General features: G+C 72.0%; 25 protein-coding genes. 7 read left to right on the top strand and 18 right to left on the bottom strand.

Features of this window, described 5'->3' with window-relative positions:
• Window positions 1-31: 31 nt before the first annotated feature.
• The 5 genes from ACIRPP_RS21550 (at window position 32) to ACIRPP_RS21530 (ending at window position 4380) form a co-directional block, all read left to right on the top strand.
• Window positions 32-907 (top strand): carbohydrate ABC transporter permease, encoded by an 876-nt coding sequence (locus tag ACIRPP_RS21550; RefSeq protein WP_403645329.1) that lies wholly within the window; start codon window positions 32-34, stop codon window positions 905-907.
• Complete coding sequence (locus ACIRPP_RS21545; RefSeq protein WP_403645150.1) at window positions 907-1773, top strand: carbohydrate ABC transporter permease; 867 nt, start codon at window positions 907-909, stop codon at window positions 1771-1773. The genes ACIRPP_RS21550 and ACIRPP_RS21545 overlap by 1 nt, the downstream gene beginning before the upstream one ends.
• Window positions 1770-2759, top strand: a complete 990-nt coding sequence (locus ACIRPP_RS21540) for a zinc-dependent alcohol dehydrogenase family protein (RefSeq protein ID WP_403645146.1) — start codon at window positions 1770-1772, stop codon at window positions 2757-2759. The genes ACIRPP_RS21545 and ACIRPP_RS21540 overlap by 4 nt, the downstream gene beginning before the upstream one ends.
• A 93-nt stretch (window positions 2760-2852) precedes the next feature.
• Entirely contained in the window at window positions 2853-3077 is a 225-nt protein-coding gene (locus tag ACIRPP_RS21535; protein ID WP_164337374.1) for a hypothetical protein, read from the top strand.
• Window positions 3078-3162: 85 nt separating this feature from the next.
• Window positions 3163-4380 (top strand): TerD family protein, encoded by a 1218-nt coding sequence (locus ACIRPP_RS21530; protein WP_403645326.1) that lies wholly within the window; start codon window positions 3163-3165, stop codon window positions 4378-4380.
• A 223-nt stretch (window positions 4381-4603) separates the two neighbouring features.
• On the opposite strand, the gene ACIRPP_RS21525 is transcribed toward ACIRPP_RS21530, so the two are convergent.
• From ACIRPP_RS21525 to ACIRPP_RS21510, 4 genes are all read right to left on the bottom strand, one after another.
• On the bottom strand, window positions 4604-5179 hold the full coding sequence (locus tag ACIRPP_RS21525) for a TetR/AcrR family transcriptional regulator (protein ID WP_403645143.1): 576 nt from the start codon (window positions 5177-5179) through the stop codon (window positions 4604-4606).
• 157 nt (window positions 5180-5336) lie between these two features.
• Window positions 5337-6353, bottom strand: coding sequence for a 1-aminocyclopropane-1-carboxylate deaminase (locus ACIRPP_RS21520; protein WP_403645140.1), 1017 nt, complete (start codon window positions 6351-6353; stop codon window positions 5337-5339).
• Between the two features lie 42 nt (window positions 6354-6395).
• Window positions 6396-7043, bottom strand: a complete 648-nt coding sequence (locus ACIRPP_RS21515; protein ID WP_403645137.1) for a GntR family transcriptional regulator — start codon at window positions 7041-7043, stop codon at window positions 6396-6398.
• 259 nt (window positions 7044-7302) lie between these two features.
• Window positions 7303-8742 carry a hypothetical protein gene (locus tag ACIRPP_RS21510; RefSeq protein WP_403645134.1) on the bottom strand — a complete coding sequence of 480 codons (1440 nt, stop codon included), beginning with the start codon at window positions 8740-8742 and terminating at the stop codon, window positions 7303-7305.
• A gap of 300 nt (window positions 8743-9042) precedes the next feature.
• On the opposite strand from ACIRPP_RS21510, the gene ACIRPP_RS21505 reads away from it, so the two are divergent.
• A complete protein-coding gene (locus ACIRPP_RS21505) occupies window positions 9043-10872 on the top strand; it encodes an endonuclease/exonuclease/phosphatase family protein (protein WP_403645131.1) in 1830 nt (609 codons plus the stop codon).
• A 141-nt stretch (window positions 10873-11013) separates the two neighbouring features.
• Here ACIRPP_RS21505 and ACIRPP_RS21500 read toward each other — a convergent pair whose 3' ends face one another.
• Both ACIRPP_RS21500 and ACIRPP_RS21495 read right to left on the bottom strand, forming a co-directional pair.
• Entirely contained in the window at window positions 11014-11382 is a 369-nt protein-coding gene (locus ACIRPP_RS21500) for a DUF3618 domain-containing protein (RefSeq protein WP_403645129.1), read from the bottom strand.
• Window positions 11379-11795, bottom strand: coding sequence for a phage holin family protein (locus ACIRPP_RS21495; RefSeq protein ID WP_164333410.1), 417 nt, complete (start codon window positions 11793-11795; stop codon window positions 11379-11381). Before ACIRPP_RS21495 ends, ACIRPP_RS21500 begins: the two co-directional genes overlap by 4 nt.
• A 157-nt stretch (window positions 11796-11952) precedes the next feature.
• Here ACIRPP_RS21495 and dapA point away from each other — a divergent pair, with 157 nt between their 5' ends.
• Complete coding sequence (gene dapA, locus ACIRPP_RS21490; RefSeq protein WP_403645125.1) at window positions 11953-12843, top strand: 4-hydroxy-tetrahydrodipicolinate synthase; 891 nt, start codon at window positions 11953-11955, stop codon at window positions 12841-12843.
• 27 nt (window positions 12844-12870) lie between these two features.
• On the opposite strand, the gene ACIRPP_RS21485 is transcribed toward dapA, so the two are convergent.
• The 12 genes from ACIRPP_RS21485 to ACIRPP_RS21430 all read right to left on the bottom strand — a co-directional run bounded on the left by ACIRPP_RS21485 (window position 12871) and on the right by ACIRPP_RS21430 (window position 22417).
• Window positions 12871-13560 carry a haloacid dehalogenase type II gene (locus tag ACIRPP_RS21485; RefSeq protein WP_403645122.1) on the bottom strand — a complete coding sequence of 230 codons (690 nt, stop codon included), beginning with the start codon at window positions 13558-13560 and terminating at the stop codon, window positions 12871-12873.
• 214 nt (window positions 13561-13774) lie between these two features.
• Complete coding sequence (gene dapD, locus ACIRPP_RS21480; RefSeq protein ID WP_403645119.1) at window positions 13775-14770, bottom strand: 2,3,4,5-tetrahydropyridine-2,6-dicarboxylate N-succinyltransferase; 996 nt, start codon at window positions 14768-14770, stop codon at window positions 13775-13777.
• 74 nt (window positions 14771-14844) lie between these two features.
• On the bottom strand, window positions 14845-15417 hold the full coding sequence (locus tag ACIRPP_RS21475) for a TetR/AcrR family transcriptional regulator (protein WP_403645116.1): 573 nt from the start codon (window positions 15415-15417) through the stop codon (window positions 14845-14847).
• Window positions 15417-15737, bottom strand: a complete 321-nt coding sequence (locus tag ACIRPP_RS21470) for a DMT family transporter (protein WP_403645113.1) — start codon at window positions 15735-15737, stop codon at window positions 15417-15419. The genes ACIRPP_RS21475 and ACIRPP_RS21470 overlap by 1 nt, the downstream gene beginning before the upstream one ends.
• Window positions 15738-15876: 139 nt before the next feature.
• Window positions 15877-16209, bottom strand: a complete 333-nt coding sequence (locus tag ACIRPP_RS21465) for a metal-sulfur cluster assembly factor (RefSeq protein WP_164337500.1) — start codon at window positions 16207-16209, stop codon at window positions 15877-15879.
• Window positions 16206-16670 carry a Fe-S cluster assembly sulfur transfer protein SufU gene (gene sufU, locus ACIRPP_RS21460; RefSeq protein ID WP_362088897.1) on the bottom strand — a complete coding sequence of 155 codons (465 nt, stop codon included), beginning with the start codon at window positions 16668-16670 and terminating at the stop codon, window positions 16206-16208. The genes ACIRPP_RS21465 and sufU overlap by 4 nt, the downstream gene beginning before the upstream one ends.
• Window positions 16671-16684: 14 nt before the next feature.
• On the bottom strand, window positions 16685-17941 hold the full coding sequence (locus tag ACIRPP_RS21455) for a cysteine desulfurase (RefSeq protein WP_403645108.1): 1257 nt from the start codon (window positions 17939-17941) through the stop codon (window positions 16685-16687).
• Entirely contained in the window at window positions 17938-18723 is a 786-nt protein-coding gene (gene sufC / locus ACIRPP_RS21450) for a Fe-S cluster assembly ATPase SufC (protein WP_403645105.1), read from the bottom strand. Before sufC ends, ACIRPP_RS21455 begins: the two co-directional genes overlap by 4 nt.
• 7 nt (window positions 18724-18730) lie before the next feature.
• Window positions 18731-19048 (bottom strand): non-heme iron oxygenase ferredoxin subunit, encoded by a 318-nt coding sequence (locus ACIRPP_RS21445; RefSeq protein WP_164337496.1) that lies wholly within the window; start codon window positions 19046-19048, stop codon window positions 18731-18733.
• Window positions 19045-20226: a Fe-S cluster assembly protein SufD gene (gene sufD / locus ACIRPP_RS21440; RefSeq protein WP_164337495.1), complete on the bottom strand. Its 1182-nt coding sequence runs from the start codon at window positions 20224-20226 to the stop codon at window positions 19045-19047. The genes ACIRPP_RS21445 and sufD overlap by 4 nt, the downstream gene beginning before the upstream one ends.
• 59 nt (window positions 20227-20285) lie before the next feature.
• A complete protein-coding gene (sufB, locus tag ACIRPP_RS21435; RefSeq protein ID WP_164337494.1) occupies window positions 20286-21707 on the bottom strand; it encodes a Fe-S cluster assembly protein SufB in 1422 nt (473 codons plus the stop codon).
• Window positions 21704-22417: a metalloregulator ArsR/SmtB family transcription factor gene (locus ACIRPP_RS21430; protein WP_164347655.1), complete on the bottom strand. Its 714-nt coding sequence runs from the start codon at window positions 22415-22417 to the stop codon at window positions 21704-21706. The genes sufB and ACIRPP_RS21430 overlap by 4 nt, the downstream gene beginning before the upstream one ends.
• Window positions 22418-22451: the final 34 nt, after the last annotated feature.

Genomic DNA, 22451 nt, shown 5'->3' with positions numbered 1-22451 from the left:
CGGACGGCCGGCGGCCCCCCGCCCGAACCGGATGCGCGCCTGGGCCACCCGGGCGCCCCTGATGCCGGCGCTCATCTTCATGATCGTCGTCACCCAGCTGCCCTTCGTGGCCACCCTGGTGATCTCGTTCTTCGACTGGAACGCGCTCTACCCGGACCAGCGCAGCTTCGCCGGCTTCGCCAACTACGGCGAGGTGCTGACCGACCCCGACCTGCGCAGGTCGGTGTGGACGACCGTCCTGCTCACCGTCACCGTGGTGCTGGTCAGCCTGCTGCTCGGGCTGCTCCTCGCGCTGCTGCTGGACCGGCGCTTCTGCGGCCGGGGCGCCGTGCGGACGATGCTGATCGCCCCGTTCCTGCTGGTGCCGATCGCCGCCGCGCTGATGTGGAAGCACCTGCTGTTCAACCCGGAGTACGGGCTGTTCAACGGCATCCTGAACGCCGTCGGCGGGGACGGGGCGCCGCAGCCGGACTGGATCTCCGAGATGCCGCTGATGGCGGTGGAGGCCGCGCTGATCTGGCAGTGGACCCCGTTCATGATGCTGATCCTGCTGGCCGGGCTGCAGAGCCGCGACCCCCAGCTCGTCGAGGCGGCCCGGATGGACGGCGCGAGCGACTGGCAGGTGTTCGTCCACATCACGCTGCCCCACCTGCGCCGCTACCTCGAACTCGGCGTGCTGCTCGGCTCGATCTACATCGTGCAGAACTTCGACGCGGTGTTCACCATCACCTCCGGCGGCCTGGGCACGGCCAACCTGCCGTACACGATCTACCAGACCTTCTACCAGGCGCACGAGAACGGTCTCGCCTCCGCGGCGGGCGTCATCGTCGTCCTCGGCTCGCTCGTCCTGGCGACCTTCGCGCTGCGCGTGGTGTCGTCGCTGTTCCGTGAGGAGGTGTCCCGCTGATGGCCACCGTCACTCCCGCCGCCCCGCGGCAGCGCCGGGCGCCCGGCAGGGTCCGGGGGGCCGCCGCGGGCGTCGCCGCCTGGCTGGCCGGTCTCGTCTTCGTCGCGCCCCTCCTCTGGATGGTGCTGACCTCTCTGCACTCGGAGGCGGACGCGGCGACCAACCCGCCGTCCGTGGCGGCCACGCTGACCCTGGACGGCTACCGCGAGTTCTTCGGTCTCACCGGCGGCGCCAGCCCCTGGCCGTCGCTGATCAACTCCATGACCGCCTCGCTGGTCTCCACCCTGCTGACCCTGCTGCTCGCGCTGCCCGCCGCCTACGCGCTGTCCATCCGGCCGGTGAAGAAGTGGACCGACGTCCTGTTCTTCTTCCTGTCCACCAAGATGCTGCCGCTGGTGGCCGCCCTGCTGCCGATCTACCTGTTCGCGAAGAACACCGGCATGCTCGACAACATCTGGACGCTGGTCATCCTCTACACCGCGATGAACCTGCCGATCGCGGTCTGGATGATGCAGTCGTTCCTGTCCGAGGTCCCGGTGGCGATCATCGAGGCCGCCCAGATCGACGGCGCCCGGCTGCCGACCGTGCTGGGCCGCGTGGTCGCGCCGATCGCCCTGCCCGGCATCGCGGCGACCGCCCTGATCTGCTTCATCTTCAGCTGGAACGAGCTGATGTTCGCGCGGGTGCTCACCGGCGTGGTCGCCGAGACCGCCCCGGTCTTCCTCACCACCTTCATCACCAGCCAGGGCCTGTTCCTGGCCAAGGTGTGCGCCGCGTCGCTCGTCATCTCCCTGCCGGTGCTCGCCGCGGGGTTCGCCGCCCAGGACAAACTCGTCCAGGGCCTGTCGTTGGGAGCCGTGAAATGAAGGCCGCCGTCATCGAGTCCGTGGGCCGGGCCGTCGTCGCCGAGGTCCCGGACCCGACGCCCGGGCCGCGCGACGTCGTCGTGGAGGTCGCGGCCTGCGGGTTGTGCGGCACCGATCTGCACATCCTCCAGGGCGAGTTCGCGCCCAAGCTGCCGATCGTGCCCGGGCACGAGTTCGCGGGCGAGGTGGTCGGCGTCGGCTCCGCGGTCACGGAGGTGTCGGTCGGCGACCGGGTCGCCGTCGACCCGTCCCTGTACTGCTACGAGTGCCGCTACTGCCGTACCGGCCACAACAACCTGTGCGAACGCTGGCAGGCGATCGGCGTCACCACGGCCGGCGGTGCGGCGCAGTACGCGGTGGCCCCCGTGGCGAACTGCGTGAAGCTGCCCGAACACGTGCGCACCGCCGACGCGGTCCTGATCGAACCGCTGTCCTGCGCGGTCCGCGGCTACGACGTCCTGCAGTCCCGCCTCGGCGCCCATGTGCTGATCTACGGCTCGGGGACGATGGGCCTGATGATGCTGGAGCTGGCCAAGCGGACGGGAGCGGCCAGCGTCGACATGGTGGACGTGAACCCGGCCCGCCTGGAGACGGCGGCCCGGCTGGGCGTCTCCTCCTCCGCGGCGAACGCCGACGAACTGGACCGCCCGCAGGGCTGGGACCTGGTCATCGACGCCACGGGCAACGCCGGGGCCATCCAGGACGGCCTGGAGCGCGTGGCGAAGGCCGGAACGTTCCTCCAGTTCGGGGTGGCCGACTACGCGACCCGCGTGACCATCGACCCGTACCGCATCTACAACCAGGAGATCACCATCACCGGCTCGATGGCCGTGCTGCACAGCTACGAGCGCGCTGCCGAACTCTTCGCCAACGGCGTGCTGGACCCCGAGATCTTCATCAGCGACCGGATCCCCCTGGACCGCTACCCCGAGGCCCTGGAGCAGTTCGCGTCGGGCGTGGGCCGGAAGATCGTGGTGGTGCCCTGACCACAGGGGCCGCCGGGGCGACGGGGCCGGGTGCCGGGGCGACGGAGGAAAAACCGCTGGGCCGCCCCGCCCCGGCCGCCCTACCCTCCCGTCATGCCCCGACCTCACGGCTTCGCCTACACCGACCACGCGAACGGCAGCGTGGACATCACCCACCACAACCGCCACGCCACCACCCTGAACGGCGACCGGGCCGCCCGGTTCCTCACCGAGGTGACCACCTCGCCCGACCCCCAGCTCGTCATGGCCCGCTGGACCGGGAACTACAAGCACGGCAACGAACGCACCGCCCGCAACCACCCCCGCAACCGCCGCTGACCCCGGCCGGAAACCGACTGCTCCATTCGGGCCACGGGTAAGGGAACGGCAAAACCGTCCCGCTCGTTGACCGGGCATGACAGCTATGACCCCCGGCTCGAACATCCCCCTTCCCACCGCCCGCGTGACGGTGGACGTCGCCGCACCGGTGCGGCTCGACGTATCGGGCCTGCTGCTCACCGCCGACGGCAAGGTGCGCTCCGACGACGACTTCATCTTCTACAACCAGCCCTCGGGCCCCGGCGTGACCTACCGCTCGGGCGGCGGCACCGCCCCTGACGCGATCACGGTCGACACCACCGCCCTCCCGCCCGGCATCGAGAAGATCGTCATCACCGCCAGCCCCGACGCCCCCGGCCAGACCTTCCAGGGCATCGAACCGACGGCCACCCTCCGCGGCGCGGACGACCAGGCGGTCCTGGCCACCTTCACCCCGCCGCGCCTGGGCACCGAGACCGCCCTGGTGATCGTCGAGATCTACCTGCGCAACGGCGCCTGGAAGGCCCGCGCCGTCGGCCAGGGCTACGCCAACGGGCTGGCCGGCATCGCCACCGACTTCGGCGTCTCCGTCGAGGAACCCGCCGCCCCCGCCGCCCAGCCCGTCACCCCGCCGCCCGCCGCCGTCCAGCCGCCGCCGGCGCCGCCCGCGCCGCCGGTGTCCGCCCCGCAGGCCCCGCCCGCGCCCGCCGCTCCCCCGGCCCCGCCCGCCCCGGCCGCCGGCCCGGGCAAGATCAACCTGGACAAGGGCCGGGTCAGTCTCCAGAAGAACCAGACCGTCTCCCTGATGAAGGGCGGACGCCCGCTGCTCTCCCAGGTCCGGATGGGTCTCGGCTGGGAGCCGGCGTACCGCGGCAAGGACATCGACCTGGACGCCTCGGTCATCGCCTACGGGCCGCAGCGCAACCACATCGACAGCTGCTATTTCGGCAAGCTGCAGATCCTGCACGGTGCGATCCAGCACTCCGGCGACAACCTCACCGGCGAGGGCGCCGGGGACGACGAGGTGATCACCGTCGACCTCGGCCGGCTCCCCCAGGAGGTCTCCGGTCTGGTCTTCACGGTCAACTCCTTCTCCGGCCAGAAGTTCACCGAGGTCGCCAAGGCGTACTGCCGTCTGCTGGACGGCACCACCGGTGAGGAGCTGGTCCGCTTCGACCTCACCTCCGCCGAGCCGCAGACCGGCGTGATGATGGCGAAGCTGATCCGCCAGTTCTCCGGCGAGTGGGAGATGACCGCCATGGGCGACTTCGTGAAGTCCCGCACGGTGCGCGGCATGGTGAAGCCCGCCGCGCAGGCCCTGTAGCCGCCGGGGCCGCGCGGCCACCGCCGCCGGCCCGCCGACGTCCCCGCCCCGGTGTTCCCCTCCCCGGGGCGGGGACCCACCTGTCACGGGACGGCCCCGGGCTCGGGGCCGGCCCGCTCATGCCCGGGGCCGGCCCGCTCATACCGGGGCCGGCCCGCTCATGCCGGGGGCCGGGGCGCTCATGCCCGGGGGCCGGGGCGCTCATGCCCGGGGGCCGTCCCGTTCATGCCCGGGGCCGGGGCGCGAGGCCCTCCACCAGGAGACCCAAGTACCGGCCCAGTTGGCTGCCGTCGCCGTCCGCGAGTTCGGAGGCCGCCGCCACCCCGTGCACCAGCCGCAGCACGTCGACCGCCTCGACGTCCGGGCGCAGCTCCCCCGCCCGTCGCGCCGCTCCGGCCAGCAGTTCCGCCGCGCCCAGCAGCGGGTCGCAGCAGCCAGGACCGCCGTCCGGGCCGCTCCCGACGGCCGGACCGAGCAGGGCGCGCAGGCCGCGGATCCGGATCATCCCGGCGCCGAGTTCGTCCAGCCACGCACGCAGGGCGGGGCCGGGCGGCAGGCGCTCCGCCAGGTCGCCGGCCCGGGCCGCGAGGGCGTCGATCCGGTCGGCGTACACGGCCTCCAGCAGGGCCCTCCGGGTGGGGAAGTGCCGGTAGAGGGTGCCGGATCCGACGCCGGCCCGCTTGGCGATGTCGTCGAGGGAGGCGCCCTCGCCCTGGGCGGCGAACGCCTCGACCGCCGCCGCGAGCAGCCGCTCACGGTTCCGCCGGGCATCGGCCCGCATGGGCCTGACCTGTGCCACCGGCCCTCCTCGACGCCGCGTGTCCCCTCCGCCCTCACCCTATCGAGGGGCGCGGAGGGGACCCGGGGCTGCGGCTGCCCGCCCGCGAACTGCGCAGTGCGGCCTGCGGACCACGGACCACGGAGCCCGCGGCCTGCGGCCGGTGGCGGCCTCCGGCTCAGAACAGTGCGCTGTAGGCGTTCAGCGCCGGCTGTCCGCCGAGGTGGGCGTACAGGACGGTGGCATCGCGGGCGATCTCGCCCCGGGACACCAGGTCGATCATCCCGGCCATGGACTTGCCCTCGTAGACCGGGTCGGTGACCATCCCCTCGGTCCGCGCCGCGAGGCGCATCGCGTCCAGGGTCCGCTCGTCCGGTATGCCGTAGGTCCCGGCGTGGTAGCGCTCGTCCAGCTCGATGTCGTCCACGGACAACTCGGCCTTGACGCCGAGGAGACGCCCGGTGCGGTCCGCGATCCGCGCGATCTGCTCCTTGGTCCGGACGGGGTCGGCCGAGGCGTCGATGCCGATCACTCGCCGGGGACGGCCGCCCGCCTCCTCGAGCGCCCGGAACCCGGCGACCATGCCCGCCTGGGTGGAACCGGTGACCGAGCACACGATCACGGTGTCGAAGAAGACGCCCGCCGCCCGCTCCTGCTCGGCGACCTCGTACGCCCACCCGGCGAAGCCGAGCCCGCCGAGGGGGTGGTCGGAGGCACCGGCGGGAATGGCGTACGGCTTGCCGCCCGACTCCTCGACCTCCCGCAGGGCCTGCTCCCAGCTCTCCTTGAAGCCGATCCCGAACCCGGCCCGCACCAGCCGTACGTCGGCCCCGGCGAGCCGGCTGACGAGGATGTTGCCGACCTTGTCGTACACGGCGTCCGGCCAGTCGACCCAGCTCTCCTGCACCAGCACGCACTTGAGGCCGGCGCGGGCGGCGACGGCGGCCACCTGGCGGGTGTGGTTGGACTGCACGCCGCCGATGGACACCAGGGTGTCGCAGCCCTGGTCGAGCGCGTCGGCGACCAGGTACTCCAGTTTGCGGGTCTTGTTGCCGCCGTAGGCGACGCCGGAGTTGCAGTCCTCGCGCTTGGCCCACAGGGCGGCGCCGCCGAGGCGGGCGGTGAGCCGTTCGAGCGGGTGCACGGGTGAGGGTCCGAACAGCAGGGGGTAACGCCGGTGGGAGGCAAGGGACATGAGGGTTCCTTCCGCTCGGGCCGGGCCAGTGGGCAGGGCCGGTCAGGGAATGTCGGCGAGCTCCTCCAGGCCCCGCCAGATCTCGGCGGTGACGCGCACCGCCCCGTCCGTGTCGCCGGCGGCGCAGGCCGCGATCAGCCGGTCGTGCAGGCCGGCGGAGCGGCAGGCGCCGCCCTCGCCGAAGCGGCGCCGTTCCAGCCGCCGGATGAGCGGGGTGTACCGGGCGACGGTCGCGGCGGCGGCCCGGTTGCCGCTGACGTGCACGAGGACGTCGTGGAGGGCGTCGTCGGCGCGCAGCGCGGCGTCCACGTCGCCGGTGCGGACGGCCGCCGCGAACCGCTCGTTGGCGGCGCGCATGGCGTCCGTGTCCGCCGTCCGCAGGCGGGGCACGGCGGCCCGGGTGACCAGTTCGTGCATGGCGCCGACCACGGCCGCGGCGTCCCGCACGTCGGCGGCCACCAGGGGGGTCACGCGGGTGTGGCTCTGCGGCTTGCTCTCCAGGAGACCCTCGTCGACCAGCCGCGCGAACGCCTGGCGCACGGGCGCCCGGGAGAGCCCGAGCCGCTCGGCGAGGTCGGCGTCCCGCACGACGGCGCCGGGTTCGATCTCCCCGGCCACGATGGCGTCCCGGATGGCCTCGTAGGCGCGGTCCCGCAGCAGGGTGCGCGGGACGGGTCGAAGGGCGTTCACAACTGAAATGTTAGATGTCAGAGGACGGCGCCACAAGAGACCGGAAGACGCAGGTGCGATCGGGGACCTGCAGGGCGCGGCCGAGCGGGCGGGCACTCCGGACCAGCAGGCCCGCCGTTCCGCGCACGGGCTGGTCCGGGTCGCGCGCGGCCTCACGGCGCCGACCGGTCAGCGCGCGCCGTGACCGGATGCGCGCTGCGGCCGGCGGGGCGGCCGGGTGCCCCGACGGGCGCCCGGTCACCGCCTGTCAGCCGCTGTGTCAACCGCCGTGCTGCGAACGGGCCTTGAACGCCGCCTTGCGGGCCTCCTTGGCGATCCTCTTGTCCGGGTGCAGGCGCCCCATCGCCTCCAGCACGTCGGCCGTGGCCGGGTGGGATACGCGCCAGACGGTGGAGAAGAAGCCGCTGTGCTGGGCCGCCAGGCCCTCCACCAGGGCGCGCAGCTCCTCGGAGTTGCCCTCGGCCGCGAGCTGGGCGGCCACCGTGTCGATGGTCAGCCAGAAGATCATGGCCTCGGACGGCGGGGGCACGTCGGCCGCGCCGTGCTCGGTCAGCCAGACCCGGGCCAGGCCGCCGAGTTCGGCGTCGTCCAGCACCTCCCGCAGGGCGGGTTCGGCGTCGGCGCCGACGAGCGACAGGGCTTGCTGGCACTGCAGCCGGCGCAGGGGTGCGCCCTCGTCGGTGCCCCGCGCCGCCGCCAGCAACTCGCGTGCCGCTGCCAGCGGTTCACGCCGGGTCAGCCACTGCTCGGTCTCCGCGTGGGCCGCCGCCGGCGGGAAAACGGCGGTGCCGTCGAGGAGTGCGTCGGCCCCCTTGTCCGCGAGGTCGCCGACCGCCGGGGCGTCGAACCCGGCTTCAAGCAGCCGGGCCCGCAGGCCGTACAGGCCGAGCGGGGTGAGCCGCACCATGCCGTAGCGGGAGACCTCGGTTTCGTCCACGGGCGCCGCCGGTTCCTCGTCGGCGTCGGCCATCAGTGCCTCGTCCACCGGCTGGTACTCCACCAGCCCGGCGGGTTCCAGCATCCGGAACTGGTCGTCCAGGCGCATCATCGCCTCGGACACCTGCTCCAGGACGTCGTCGGTCGGCTCCCCCATGTCGTCCGGCACGATGACGGACGCGGCCAGCGCGGGCAGCGGCACCGGGGCGGCCTCGGCCCCGTCGTCCCCCACGGTCAGCAGGTACAGGTTGCCGAGGACGCCGTCGAGGAACTCCGCGTCGGCCTCGGGGTCCCAGTCGAGGGAGGAGAGGTCGAGTTCGCCGGAGCCGTCTTCGGCGGCGATGGCGTCGACGAGTCCGCCGAGGTCGGGGACGCTCGCGTCGGCGAGCACGGTCTCCAGGGCCGCGAGCCACACCTCCAGGACCTCGTGCGGCGAGCCGCCCCCGGTGACCGTGCCGAGGTCGGCGCCGGCCGCGACCGTGCCCTCCTCCTCATCGGTCACCTCGACGAGCCCGGCGTCGACGGCGGCCCGCCAGGCCTCGGCGGCGTCGGCCGCGGCGTCCTCACCGGTCAGCCCGAGCGCCTCGGCGGCGGCGGACACCTGGTCCTCGACGAGTCCGCCGCCGGCGTCGACCCGGGTGGCGGGCCCGGCCCAGCGGGCGAGCCGGACGGCCCGGGACAGCAACGGGGTGGACAGCGCGTCGCGCGCCAGCTCCGCTTCGGGGTGCAGCCGCGCGGGCGGCAGGGTGGAGCTGTCTGACATCGGCTGAATCTCCTAGCACGCCTGGTGAGGACTCAACCGCTCAGCCTAGACGGATTTCCACCCATGCCGCCCGCTTCCTCTCCCCGTCGACGGACGTACATGGCCGAAACCTTGACAAGTGGCGTGGCCAGGCTGGAGATTGACGCGCGTAGAAATCGGCGGACAGTTGTTCACCGGAAGCACGGGGGCCACATCGCACCCGCCGGTCCTCTCCGCGCGTCGAGCCGCCCCGCCGGTGCGGCTCGCGCCGTCCGCACCCCACCCTCGTCCCGGCACACCACACATCCCCGGAGGGATCCGTTGCCGACCAAGCCGTCCGCGCGCCTCGCCGCGCTCACCGTCGCCGCCGTCTGTTCCGCGGCGTCCACCGTCGTCCTCACCTCACCGGCGCACGCCGACTCCGTACGCATCCACGACATCCAGGGCGACACCCGGATATCCCCGCTCGCCGGCCGCCAGGTCGCCGATGTGGCCGGAATCGTCACCGGGGTGCGCACCTACGGTTCGTCCCGCGGGTTCTGGATCCAGGACCCCGAGCCGGACGCCGACCCGGCCACCAGTGAGGGCGTGTTCGTCTACACCGGCTCGACCCCGCAGGGCGTCGCCGTGGGTGACGCCGTCACCGTCTCCGGCACGGTGACCGAGTACGTCCCCGGCGGTCTGACCTCCGGCAACCAGTCGCTGACGCAGATCAGCCGCCCCACGGTCACGGTGACCTCCAGCGGCAACGCGCTCCCCGCGCCCGTCACCCTGGACGCGCGGTCCGTCCCGGCCGCCTACACCCCGGACGGGGACCCCGCCGCGGGCGGTTCGGTCAACGGGCTGCGCCTGCGTCCCTCCCGCTACGCCCTGGACCGCTACGAGTCCCTGGAGGGCATGCACGTCCGCGTCGCCGACACTCGGGTGGTCGGCGCCACCGACCCGTACACCGAGCTGTGGGTCACGGTGAAGCCGTGGGAGAACCGCACCCCGCGCGGCGGCACGGTCTACGGCTCCTACGACGACCAGAACACCGGCCGCCTCCAGATCCAGTCACTGGGCCCGGCCGCGGACTTCCCCGACGCGAACGTCGGCGACCGGCTCGCCGGCACCACCTCGGGCCCGCTGGACTACAACCAGTTCGGCGGCTACACCCTGGTGGCCAACGAGCTCGGCACTCTCCGGCAGCGCGGCCCGGCCCGCGAGACCACCCGCAAGCAGCACGCGCGCGAACTCGCCGTCGCCACCTACAACGTGGAGAACCTGGACCCCTCCGACGACACCTTCGCCGCGCACGCCGCCGCGATCGTGGACCACCTGCGGTCGCCGGACATCGTGGCCCTGGAGGAGATCCAGGACAACAGCGGCGCCACCGACGACGGCACGGTCGCCGCGGACCTGACCCTGGCGAAGCTGATCGAGGCCGTCGAGGCGGCCGGCGGTCCCCGTTACGCGTGGCGTTCGGTCGACCCGGCCGACAAGGCGGACGGCGGCCAGCCGGGCGGCAACATCCGCCAGGCGTTCCTGTACAACCCCGAGCGGGTCTCCTTCACCGACCGGGCCGGGGGCGACGCCACCACGCCCGTCGGCGTCACCAAGGTCCGCGGCAAGGCGGCCCTGACGCACTCCCCGGGCCGCATCGACCCGGCCGCCGCCGCGTTCGAGGACAGCCGCAAGCCCCTGGCCGGCGAGTTCGTCTTCCGCGGCCGGACGGTCATCGTGATCGCCAACCACTTCGCGTCGAAGGGCGGCGACCAGGCCCTCACCTCACAGTTCCAGCCGCCGGCCCGCAGTTCGGAGACCCAGCGCCACCTCCAGGCGCAGGCGGTGCACGACTTCACCGCCGAGGTCCTCAAGACCCAGAAGAACGCGCACGTCGTCGCGCTGGGCGACATCAACGACTTCGAGTTCTCCCGGACGACGAAGATCCTGCAGGGCGACGGAGTGCTCTGGCCGGCCATCAAGTCCCTGCCGAAGAGCGAGCGTTACTCCTACGTCTACCAGGGCAACAGCCAGGTGCTGGACCAGATCCTGATCAGCCCGTCGATCCGCCGGGGCTGCGCGTTCAGCTACGACAGCGTGCACATCAACGCCGAGTTCCACGACCAGATCAGCGACCACGACCCGCAGGTCCTGCGCTTCAGGCCGTGACGCACGGCGGGCCGGCCGGACGCCCGCGTCCGGCCGGCCCGGGGCCGTGCCCCTTCGCCGGGGCACGGCCCGCGTTCAGCGTGACCGCCCTGCCGGCGCACGGCCTATCAGCGATGACCGCCCTCTCGTCGCACGGCCCGTTCAGCGATGGCTGCCCTGTCGGCGCAGCACGACCCCGGCGGCCACGACGGCCCCCGCCGCCGCCCCGGCGATCAGCACCGGGCGGGGGTGCCGCAGCCCGCTGCGTCCTGCCTGGGTGGCGCTGCTGCGCAGCTGTACGGACATCGCCCCGGCCTTGTCCCGCAGATCCTCCGCCCTGGCCCTGGCCCGCCCCTTGACGTCCATCTTTCCCGCCAACTGCTCGACGGTGTCGCCCAGTTCGTGGCGGGTCCGCTCGATCTGCCGGCGCAGTTCATCCGGCCCCTTGGCGCCGCGTGCGGCAGCCTCGCCCCCCGCGGTCGAGCCGGAGCCCGCCCCGCCCGCGCTCGCGCCCGTCACGTCCTGTGTCATCGGTGTGCCCTTCCCTTGATCTCCTCCACGTCGGCCTTCACGCTGCCCAGCGCCTCCTCGGGCGTGGCCGGTGTGGCCCTGCGCAACTGCGCGCGGCCGGCCACGGCCAGCACACCCGCGATCACGAACAGCACGGCCGTGACGATCAGTGCCGCCAGCCAGACGGGCAGCACCAGTGCCAGCGCAGCGGCGCCGGTGCCGGCGAGCGCCAGCAGACCGGCGTAGGCGAAGGCGCCCGCCGCTCCCAGCATGCCGCCGCCACGCCCGGCGCGGCGGCCCTTGGCGGCCAGCTCCTCCTTCGCCAGGGCCACTTCCTGCCGGGCGAGCCGGGAAAGCTGTTCGGTGGCCTGTCCGACGAGCTCGCCCACGCTGTGCTCGTCGCGAACCGGCCGGTGGTCGATGGTTCCGGTCACGGTGGTCCGCCTCCTCTCGGTAGGAAGGCACCCGAGTACCCGCGCCGCGCCGCGGCTACGCCTGCGCCACCGGCCACCCCACCGCGCAGCAGGGCTAACCGGTACCGGCAAGCAAATGTAAGTGGAGCTTCACCGTCGGGAGGCCGACACTGACCTCATGACGACGCCCCCGCCCTTCGGGCGCGCCCTGTGCGCGATGATCACACCCTTCACCCCCGACGGCGCCCTCGACCTGGACGGCGCCCAGCGCCTCGCCGATCACCTGGTGGACCGGGGATGCGACGGCCTGGTCCTGTCCGGCACCACGGGCGAGTCCCCCACCACCACCGACGCGGAGAAGTCCGCCCTGATCACGGCCGTGCGGGAGACCGTCGGCGACCGTGCCCGGGTCGTCGCGGGCGTCGGCACGCCCGACACCGCGCACACCGCCGAACTGGCCCGCCGGGCTGAGCAGGCGGGCGCCGACGGCCTGCTGCTGGTCGCCCCCTACTACAGCCGTCCCCCGCAGGACGCCGTCGAGGCCCACTTCCGGGAGATCGCCGACAGCACGGGCCTCCCGGTGGCCCTCTACGACATTCCGGCCCGCACGGGCACCCGCATCGAGCCGGACACCCTGCTCCGGCTCGCCGGGCACCCCCGCATCGTCGCGGTCAAGGACTGCTCGTACGACTTCCTCGCCGCCCAGAAGATCATCTCCCGCACCGGCCTCGCCTACTACGCGGGCTGCGAGGAGCACAACCTGGCCCTCTACGCGGTCGGCGGCGCCGGCTACGTCAGCACGGTCGCCAACGTCGTCCCGGACCACCTGCGCGCCGTGCTCGACGCCTTCGACGCGGGCGACACGGCCCTCGCGGCCCGCCTCCAGCACGCGGCGATCCCGCTCATCGAGGCCGTCATGGCGAGCGGCCTCCCCGGCACGGTCACCGCCAAGGCCCTGCTGACCGCCCTGGGCCTCCCGGCGGGCCCGCCCCGCCCACCGCTGCGCCCCGCCGACGGCGCCACCACGGACCGCCTCAGGGCCGCCCACGAGGCCCTCGTGTCGGGCTGACGGCACGACGGCAGAGGCACCTCGTGGCTAAGCGGCGCCGAGCCGCTCGGCCAGGTCGGCCAGACCGTCGGCGTGCAGGTCGAAGCGGTCCGAGGGGGCGGGCGGGTCGCCGACGGGGCGGGCGACGTAGGCGGTGCGCAGGCCGGCGTCCTGGGCTCCGCGCAGGTCCCAGGCGTGGGCGGCGACCATCAGCAGCCGCTCCGGCGGCCGTCCGGAGACGGTGACGGCCAGCCGGTAGACCGCGGGGTCCGGCTTGTAGGTCCGGGCGTCCTCGGCGGACAGGGCCTGGTGCCAGCGCAGTCCGGCGTGGGCGTTGATCTCCAGCAGGGCCGTCCTGCTCGCGTTGGAGAGCCCGATCAGCGGGAAGCGTTCCGCGAGCCGGGCGAGCCCCGCCACGGTGTCGGACCACGGCGGGAGCCGCCGGCCCGACCGCGCCAGGGCCGCCACGGCGGCGGGATCGCCGGCCCCGGCGGCGTCGGCCACGAGCCGGGCCGCCTCCAGGTCCAGGACATCGCCGGTGACGTACGGCCGGACACCGTCGACGACGTCGCGCTGCTCGCGGGCGGTGTGCCGCTGCCACAGCGACAGGAGCTCCTCGATCCCGGACGCGTCGAGGGCCGGGGCCAGTTCACGCAGTCCGGCCCGGAGGCCGGCGGGTTCGTCGACGAGGGTGCCGAGCACGTCGACCACGACGGCATCGATCTCCGGCTGTGCCATGGGCGGGGCCTCCTGGGCGTGGCGGGGGCGTGACAGTGACCGCTGTCCCGGAGAACCCTGCGGGAGGCCCTCCCGATTCCCGGCCTCGGCCGAAGCCGCCCGCCGCACGCACGAGCGCCCTCCCGGGCCGTTCTCCGGCCGTGGAAGGGCGCTCGTGCGTGGACCGTCGTCGACGGATACCGACCACGCGGCCGCAGCTCGCGGCCGCCACCGGTCAGTTGTGGCTGTGCAGCACCTCGTTCAGGCCGCCCCAGTTGGCGTGGTTGGGGCGGGCCTCGACCGCGCCGCTGACCGAGTTGCGGCGGAAGAGGATGTTGGAGGCGCCGGAGAGGACGCGGGCCTTGACGATCTCGCCGTCGGGCATGGTGATGCGGGTGCCCGCCGTGACGTACAGGCCGGCCTCCACCACGCACTCGTCGCCGAGGGCGATGCCGACGCCCGCTTCGGCGCCGATCAGGCAGCGCTCGCCGATGGAGATGATGACGTCGCCGCCGCCGGAGAGCGTGCCCATGGTGGACGCGCCGCCGCCGATGTCGGAGCCGTCGCCGATGACCACGCCGGCCGAGATGCGGCCCTCGATCATCGAGGTGCCGAGCGTGCCGGCGTTGAAGTTGACGAAGCCCTCGTGCATGACCGTGGTGCCGGCGGCGAGGTGCGCGCCCAGGCGGACCCGGTCGGCGTCGGCGATGCGGACGCCCTTCGGGGCCACGTAGTCCGTCATGCGGGGGAACTTGTCGACGGACGTGACGGCCAGGTGCAGGCCCTCCGCGCGGGCGTTGAGGCGCACCTTCTCGACGTCGTCCACGGCGACCGGGCCGAGGGAGGTCCAGGCGACGTTGGCGAGGCAGCCGAAGATGCCGTCGAGGTTCAGCCCGTGCGGGCGGACCAGGCGGTGGGAGAGCAGGTGCAGACGCAGGTAGGCGTCGTGCGCGTCGACCGGCTTCTCGTCGAGCGAGGAGATGACCGTGCGGACCGCCACCACCTCGACGCCCCGGCGGGCGTCCGGACCGACCGCCGCGGTGGCGCCCCCGCCGAGGAGTTCCGCGGCGCGCTCGGCGGACAGCCGCTCGGTGCCGGACGGGCCCTCGGCCGACGCTGCGGTCAGTTCGGGCGCGGGGAACCAGGTGTCGAGGACGGTTCCGTCGGCGGCGATGGTGGCGAGGCCGGCGGCCACTGCGCCGGAAGGGCTCTGAGCAGTCGTGTCGGTCATGAGGGCAACCTAACCGGCCGGGGCCCGGGGAGGCGAACCGGTGGGCCGGGCGTCTCGGGTACCGGTCCCCCGGGTCATCCCGCGCGGTCCGGGGCGGGCGGCTGCGCGGAGGGCGGCAGGACCCGGGCCAGCACATCGCGCGCGAAGTCCTCGTCGTACGGCGTGCCCGTCAGCAGCACCTGGAGGCAGATGCCGTCGAGCAGGGCGACCACGGCGCGGGCCGTGACGGGGTCGGTGCGGTGGGCGAGCTGGGCGGCGACGCCCTCGCACCAATCGGCCGCGACAGGGCGCAGGGCGGGGCGGCGCAGGGCGGCGAGGTAGAGCTCGTACTCCAGCTCGACGCCGGTGCGTTCGCCGGCCAGCCATTCGCCCATCACCGCGGCGAGTTCGGACGCGAGGTCGGTGTGCGGGTCCCGCAGCCCGTGGTGTGCCGCGACCACCTTGGCGAAGCCCTCGTTGGCCTGGCGCAGGGCGGCGACCAGCAGCTCGTCGAGGGTCTTGAAGTGGTAGGTGGTGGAGCCGAGCGGTACGTCGGCCTCGGCGGCGACGCTGCGGTGGGTGAGCCCGGCGATGCCGCGCCGGCCCACGACCCGGATCGCCGCGTCGATGATCCGTTGCCGCCGCTCGGGGTCGTAGCGCCGGGCCATCAGTGCGCACCTCCCAGGTTCAGCACCACCACCCCCACGATGATCAGGCCGATGCCGAGCGCCTTGACCGCGGTCAGGCCCTCCCCCATGAAGGCCACGCCGATGGTGGCGATGGCGGCGGTGCCCACCCCGGCCCAGATGGCGTAGGCCGTGCCGACCGAGACGGTGCGCAGGGTCTGCGCGAGGAGGCCGAAGGAGATCACGTAGCCGACCAGCGTGAGCAGCGAGGGCCAGAGCCTGCTGAAGCCGTCGCTGTACTTCATGGCGGTGGTGGCGCCCACCTCGGCGGCGATGGCGCCGGCCAGCAGCAGATATCCCATATGTACAAGCGTACCCATCGATGTGGACGCTCGTACATACCCAGAGCTCGCCGAAAGGGGGTCCGGACACGACGACGGCCCCCGGCGGGTGTCGCCGGGGGCCGTCGTGCCGTGATGCGGTCGTGCGCGGTGCGGGGTCTCAGACGTTGAAGCCGAGCGCCCGGAGCTGCTCACGGCCGTCGTCCGTGATCTTGTCGGGGCCCCACGGCGGCATCCAGACCCAGTTGATCCGCAGCTCGTTGACCAGGCCGTCCGTGGCGGACTTGGCCTGGTCCTCGATGACGTCCGTCAGCGGACAGGCCGCCGAGGTCAGGGTCATGTCGATGGTCGCCACGTTCGAGTCGTCGACGTGGACGCCGTAGATCAGGCCGAGGTTGACGACGTCGATGCCCAGTTCGGGGTCGACGACGTCCATCAGGGCCTCGCGGACCTCTTCCTCCGAGGCCGGTTTCATCTGCACGGTCTCGCTCATGCCGTTGTCCTTTCGGCGTCGGAGCCCAGAGCCTGGGCCGTCGCGTCCTTCCACGCCATCCAGCTGAGGAGGGCGCACTTCACCCGGGCCGGGTACTTGGAGACCCCGGCGAACGCGACCGCGTCCTCCAGGATCTCCTCCATCGCGTCGTCCGGCTCGATCTTCCCCTTGGACTGCATCAGTTCCAGGAAGGTCTCCTGGACCCGCCGCGCGTCGGTCAGATCTTTGCCGACCAGCAGTTCGTTCAGCACGGAGGCGCTCGCCTGGCTGATCGAGCAGCCCTGCCCCTCGTAGCTGACGTCCCGGACGGTCGTCCCGTCGTACTTGACCCGCAGGGTGATCTCGTCACCGCACGTCGGGTTGACGTGGTGCACCTCGGCGTCGCCATCCCGCAAGCCCCGCCCGTGCGGGTTCTTGTAGTGGTCCAGGATGACTTCCTGGTACATCGAATCCAGCTTCACGCCCAGCCAGCCCCTCAGCCGAAGAAGTTCCGTACGTGCTCCAGTCCGTCGAGCAGAGCATCGATCTCGGCCGGCGTGGAGTACAGATAGAACGACGCTCGCGTGGTCGCAGGAATTCCGTACCGGAGGCAGACCGGGCGGGCGCAGTGGTGGCCGACCCGGACCGCGAGGCCCTGTTCGTCGAGGACCTGGCCCACGTCGTGCGGGTGGATGTCCCCGAGCGTGAAGGAGATCGCCGCACCGCGGTCCTCGGCCGTGGCGGGGCCGATGATGCGCAGGTCGGGGACCTCGCCCAGCCGCTTGACGGCGTACTCGGTGAGCGCGTGCTCGTGGGCGAGGATCTTGTCCATGCCGATGGCCTGGAGGTAGTCGATCGCCGCGCCGAGGCCGACCGCCTGCGCGATCGGCGGGGTGCCCGCCTCGAACTTGTGCGGGGCGGGCGCGTAGGTCGACGAGTGCATCGACACGGTCTCGATCATCTCGCCGCCGCCGAGGAACGGAGGCAGGTCCTCCAGCAGCTCCTGGCGGCCCCACAGGACGCCGATGCCGGTCGGACCGCACATCTTGTGGCCGGTGAAGGCCACGAAGTCCGCCTGCAGCGCCTGCACGTCGACCGGCATGTGGGGCGCGGCCTGGGAGACGTCGATGCAGACGAGCGCGCCGACCTCCTGGGCGCGGCGGACGATCGCCTCGACCGGGTTGAGGGTGCCCAGGATGTTGGAGACCAGCACGAAGGAGACGATCTTCGTCTTCTCGGTGATGACCTCGTCGATGTTGGACAGGTCGAGCCGGCCGTCGTCGGTCAGGCCGAACCACTTCAGCTTCGCTCCGGTGCGCTGCGCGAGCAGCTGCCACGGCACGATGTTGGAGTGGTGCTCCATCTCCGTGATGACGATCTCGGTCTCGTGGTCCACTCGGTAGGGCTCGTCGGCCCAGCCGAGCATGTTCGCCACGAGGTTGAGCGACTCGGAGGCGTTCTTGGTGAAGATCACCTCGTCGCGGCTGGGCGCGTTGATGAACGCGGCGACCTTGTCGCGCGCGCCCTCGTACAGCGCCGTGGCCTCCTCGGCGAGCACATGCACACCGCGGTGGACGTTGGCGTTGTGGCGCTCGTAGTACTCACTGAGTGCGTCCAGCACCTGGCGCGGCTTCTGCGAGGTCGCCGCGTTGTCCAGGTACACGAGCTTCCGGCCGTCGTGGACCTGACGGTCCAGGACGGGGAAGTCCTTGCGGATCGCCTCGGTGTCGAGGAGGCCCGGCAGCAATGTCACGCGGATGCGCCACCCTTCGTGTCGGCTTCGTCGCGCTTCGCGTATGCCTCGTAGCCCTCCGCCTCCAGCTTGTCGGCCAGCTCGGCGCCGCCGGACTCGACGATGCGGCCGCCGGCGAACACGTGGACGTGGTCGGGCTTGATGTAGCGCAGGATGCGCGTGTAGTGCGTGATGAGCAGGGTGCCCACCTCACCGGCCTCGCGGACGCGGTTGACGCCCTCGGAGACGACGCGCAGGGCGTCGACGTCCAGGCCGGAGTCGGTCTCGTCGAGGACGGCGATCTTCGGCTTGAGCAGCTCCAGCTGGAGGATCTCGTGGCGCTTCTTCTCACCGCCGGAGAAGCCCTCGTTGACGTTGCGCTCGGCGAAGGCGGGGTCCATGTTGAGGCGCTCCATGGCCTCCTTGACCTCCTTCACCCAGGTGCGCAGCTTGGGGGCCTCGCCACGGATCGCGGTGGCGGAGGTGCGCAGGAAGTTGGAGACCGAGACGCCGGGGACCTCGACCGGGTACTGCATCGCGAGGAACAGGCCGGCGCGGGCGCGCTCGTCGACGGACATCTCCAGGACGTCCTCGCCGTCGAGGGTGACGGAGCCGCTGGAGACGGTGTACTTGGGGTGACCGGCGAGCGCGTAGGCGAGCGTCGACTTGCCCGAGCCGTTGGGGCCCATGATGGCGTGCGTCTCGCCCTGCTTCACGGTGAGGTCGACGCCCTTGAGGATTTCCTTCGTGGCGTTGTCGGCCTCGACGGTGACGTGCAGGTCTCGGATTTCAAGCGTTGCCATGGGTGCCTCAGGACTCCTGGGTGACGGAGACGAGCACGTCGTCCCCTTCGATCTTTACGGGGTATACGGGAACGGGACGGGTCGCCGGGAGGGCGTCGGGCTTGCCGGAGCGGAGGTCGAAACGCGAACCGTGCAGCCAGCACTCGATGTGGCAGTCGTCCACCTCGCCCTCCGACAGGGACACGTTCGCGTGCGAGCAGATGTCGTTGATCGCGAACACCTCCCCGCAGGTCTGCACGATGGAGACCGGCGTGCCGTCGAGTTCCACCCGCTTGGGGGTGTCCTCCTCCAGCTCGCTCAGCCCGCAGGCGCGTACGAAGCTCATCCGACCGCCGCCTCCAGCTCCTCCTCGATCTTGGCGATCAGGCGCTCCTCGAGGTCGGCGACGCCGATCTGCTGGACCAGCTCGGCGAAGAAGCCGCGCACCACCAGGCGGCGGGCGTCCTTCTCCGGGATGCCGCGGGCCATCAGGTAGAACAGCTGCTCGTCGTCGAAGCGGCCGGTCGCCGAGGCGTGGCCGGCGCCGACGATCTCGCCGGTCTCGATCTCCAGGTTGGGCACGGAGTCGACCCGGGCGCCGTCGGTGAGCACCAGGTTGCGGTTCATCTCGTAGGTGTCGGTGCCCTCGGCCGCGGCCTCGATGAGCACGTCACCGATCCACACGGCGTGCGCGTCGTCGCCCTGGAGCGCGCCCTTGTAGACGACGTTCGACTTGCAGTGCGGGACGTTGTGGTCGACCAGGAGGCGGTGCTCCTGGTGCTGGCCGGCGTCGGTGAAGTACAGGCCGAACAGCTCGGCCTCACCGCCGGGACCGGCGTAGGCGACCCGCGGGTGCAGCCGGACGACGTCGCCGCCGAAGGTGACGACGACCGACTTGAAGGTGGCGTCGCGGCCGACCAGCGCGTTGTGCTGGGCGGCGTGCACGGCCTTGTCGTCCCAGTCCTGGACGGAGACGACGGTCAGCTTGGCGCCGTCGCCGAGCACGAACTCGACGTTGGCGGCGAGCACCGCGTCGCCGGTGTGGTCGATGACCACGACGGCCTCGGCGAAGGCGCCGAGCTCGATGACCTGGTGGGCGTAGGCGGTGCCGCCCTCGCCGTGCACCGCGATGCGGATCGGCTCGGTGAGGACGGCCTCCTTGGGCACGGTCACGACCGAGGCCTGCTCGAAGGCCGAGTACGCCTGGGCGGCGACGCGGTCCACCGGGGTGCCGGCGCGGCCGAGCCGCGCGTCGTCCCGGCCGACCGTCTCGACGACGACGCCCTCCGGCGCCTGGACGGCGACCTTGATGCCGCCGTCAGCGGTGGCGGTGCCGTCGTGCAGCCCGCGCAGCCGCTCCAGCGGGGTGAACCGCCACTCCTCCTCGCGGCCGTGGGGGACGGGGAAGTCCGCCACGTCGAAGGACGGGGGCGCGCTCATGCGGGTGGCGACGGTCGACTCGGCGGCCACCGCGATCGAACCAGCGGTCGCGGAACCGACCGGGATGTTAGGAGCCTCAGCCATGGCTGTCGTAGTGCTCGCTTTCCTTTGCGTAAGGGGTCTTGACGGAACGGCGCCGGTGGCTAGCCGACCGCGCCTTCCATCTGGAGCTCGATCAGCCGGTTGAGCTCGAGTGCGTACTCCATCGGCAGCTCCTTGGCGATCGGCTCGACGAAGCCGCGCACGATCATGGCCATCGCCTCGTCCTCGCTCAGACCGCGGCTCATCAGGTAGAAGAGCTGGTCCTCCGAGACCTTGGAGACGGTCGCCTCGTGACCCATGGACACGTCGTCCTCGCGGACGTCCACGTAGGGGTAGGTGTCCGAGCGGGAGATCGTGTCGACCAGCAGCGCGTCGCAGAGCACGTTGGACTTGGAGCCCGGGGCGCCCTCGCCGATCTCGATCAGGCCGCGGTAGGAGGTGCGGCCGCCGCCGCGGGCCACCGACTTGGAGACGATGTTGGACGAGGTGTTCGGGGCCATGTGGACCATCTTGGCGCCCGCGTCCTGGTGCTGGCCCTCGCCGGCGAAGGCGATGGACAGGGTCTCGCCCTTGGCGTGCTCGCCCATGAGGTAGACGGCCGGGTACTTCATCGTCACCTTGGAGCCGATGTTGCCGTCGACCCACTCCATAGTCGCGCCCTCGTAGGCCACGGCGCGCTTGGTGACCAGGTTGTAGACGTTGTTCGACCAGTTCTGGATGGTCGTGTAGCGGCAGCGGGCGTTCTTCTTGACGATGATCTCGACGACCGCGGAGTGCAGCGAGTCCGACTTGTAGATCGGCGCGGTGCAGCCCTCGACGTAGTGCACGTAGGCACCCTCGTCGACGATGATCAGGGTCCGCTCGAACTGGCCCATGTTCTCGGTGTTGATCCGGAAGTAGGCCTGGAGCGGGATCTCCACGTGCACGCCCTTCGGCACGTAGATGAAGGAACCGCCGGACCACACGGCCGTGTTCAGCGCGGCGAACTTGTTGTCGCCGGCCGGGATGACCGTGCCGAAGTACTCCTTGAAGAGCTCGGGGTGCTCCTTCAGGGCGGTGTCGGTGTCCAGGAAGATGACGCCCTGCTCCTCCAGGTCCTCACGGATCTGGTGGTAGACGACCTCCGACTCGTACTGCGCGGCGACACCGGCGACCAGGCGCTGCTTCTCCGCCTCCGGGATGCCCAGCTTGTCGTAGGTGTTCTTGATGTCCTCGGGCAGGTCCTCCCAGGACTGCGCCTGCTTCTCCGTGGAGCGTACGAAGTACTTGATGTTGTCGAAGTCGATGCCCGACAGGTCCGAGCCCCAGTTCGGCATGGGCTTCTTCTCGAACAGGCGCAGGCCCTTGAGGCGGAGCTTGGTCATCCACTCCGCCTCGTCCTTCTTCGACGAGATGTCCTTGACGACGTCCTCGTTGAGACCACGCTTGGCAGCAGCGCCGGCCTCGTCGGAGTCGGCCCAGCCGTATTCGTACTTGCCCAGGCCTTCGAGCTCGGGGTGGGCAGTCTCCGTGGGGAGAGTCATGCGGGGTTCCTCCCGGACGTGCTTGCAGGTGCGTGGTGGGAAATCTTGGGGATGTACGTCGTGCAGACGCCGTCGCCGTGGGCGATGGTCGCCAGCCGCTGCACATGCGTACCGAGGAGCTCGGCGAAAAATTCCGTCTCGGCCTCGCACAGCTGCGGAAACTGTTCGGCGGCGTGGGCGATGGGGCAGTGGTGCTGGCAGAGCTGCTCGCCGACCGGTGCGCTGCGCGCTGTCGCAGCGTACCCGTCCGCGCTCAGGGCCCTGGCCAGCGCTTCCGTCCGCTCCTCGGGGGGAGCGGCCTCGACCGCCGCCCGGTACGCGTCCGCGTGGGCGGCGATCCGGGCGCGGGCGAACGCGGTGATCGCGTCACTGCCGCCCTCCTTCTCGCCGATCCAGCGCAGTGCGTCCACGGCCAGCTTGTCGTAGGACTGGTCGAACGCGTCCCGGCCGCAGTCGGTGAGCGCGAACACCTTGGCCGGGCGTCCGCGCGTGCGCGCGCCGTAGACCCGTCGCTCGCGTGCGGCCACGACGTTGTCCGTGACCAGGGCGTCCAGGTGCCGGCGCACAGCGGCCTGGGTGAGCCCGAGGCGCTGGGCCAGCTCGGCGACGGTCGACGGGCCGTGGTCCAGGATGGACCGGGCGACGCGGTTGCGGGTGGACCGCTCACCGGTTGCCAGTTCCTCGTGGGGAGCCTCGCCAACGTTTTTCACAACGCCATTGTTGCGTAATTCATCCGGCCCGGGC

Source organism: Streptomyces sp. NPDC101219, assembly GCF_044767675.1.
Lineage (GTDB): Bacteria > Actinomycetota > Actinomycetes > Streptomycetales > Streptomycetaceae > Streptomyces.
This window is presented reverse-complemented; position numbering and strand designations above follow the sequence as displayed.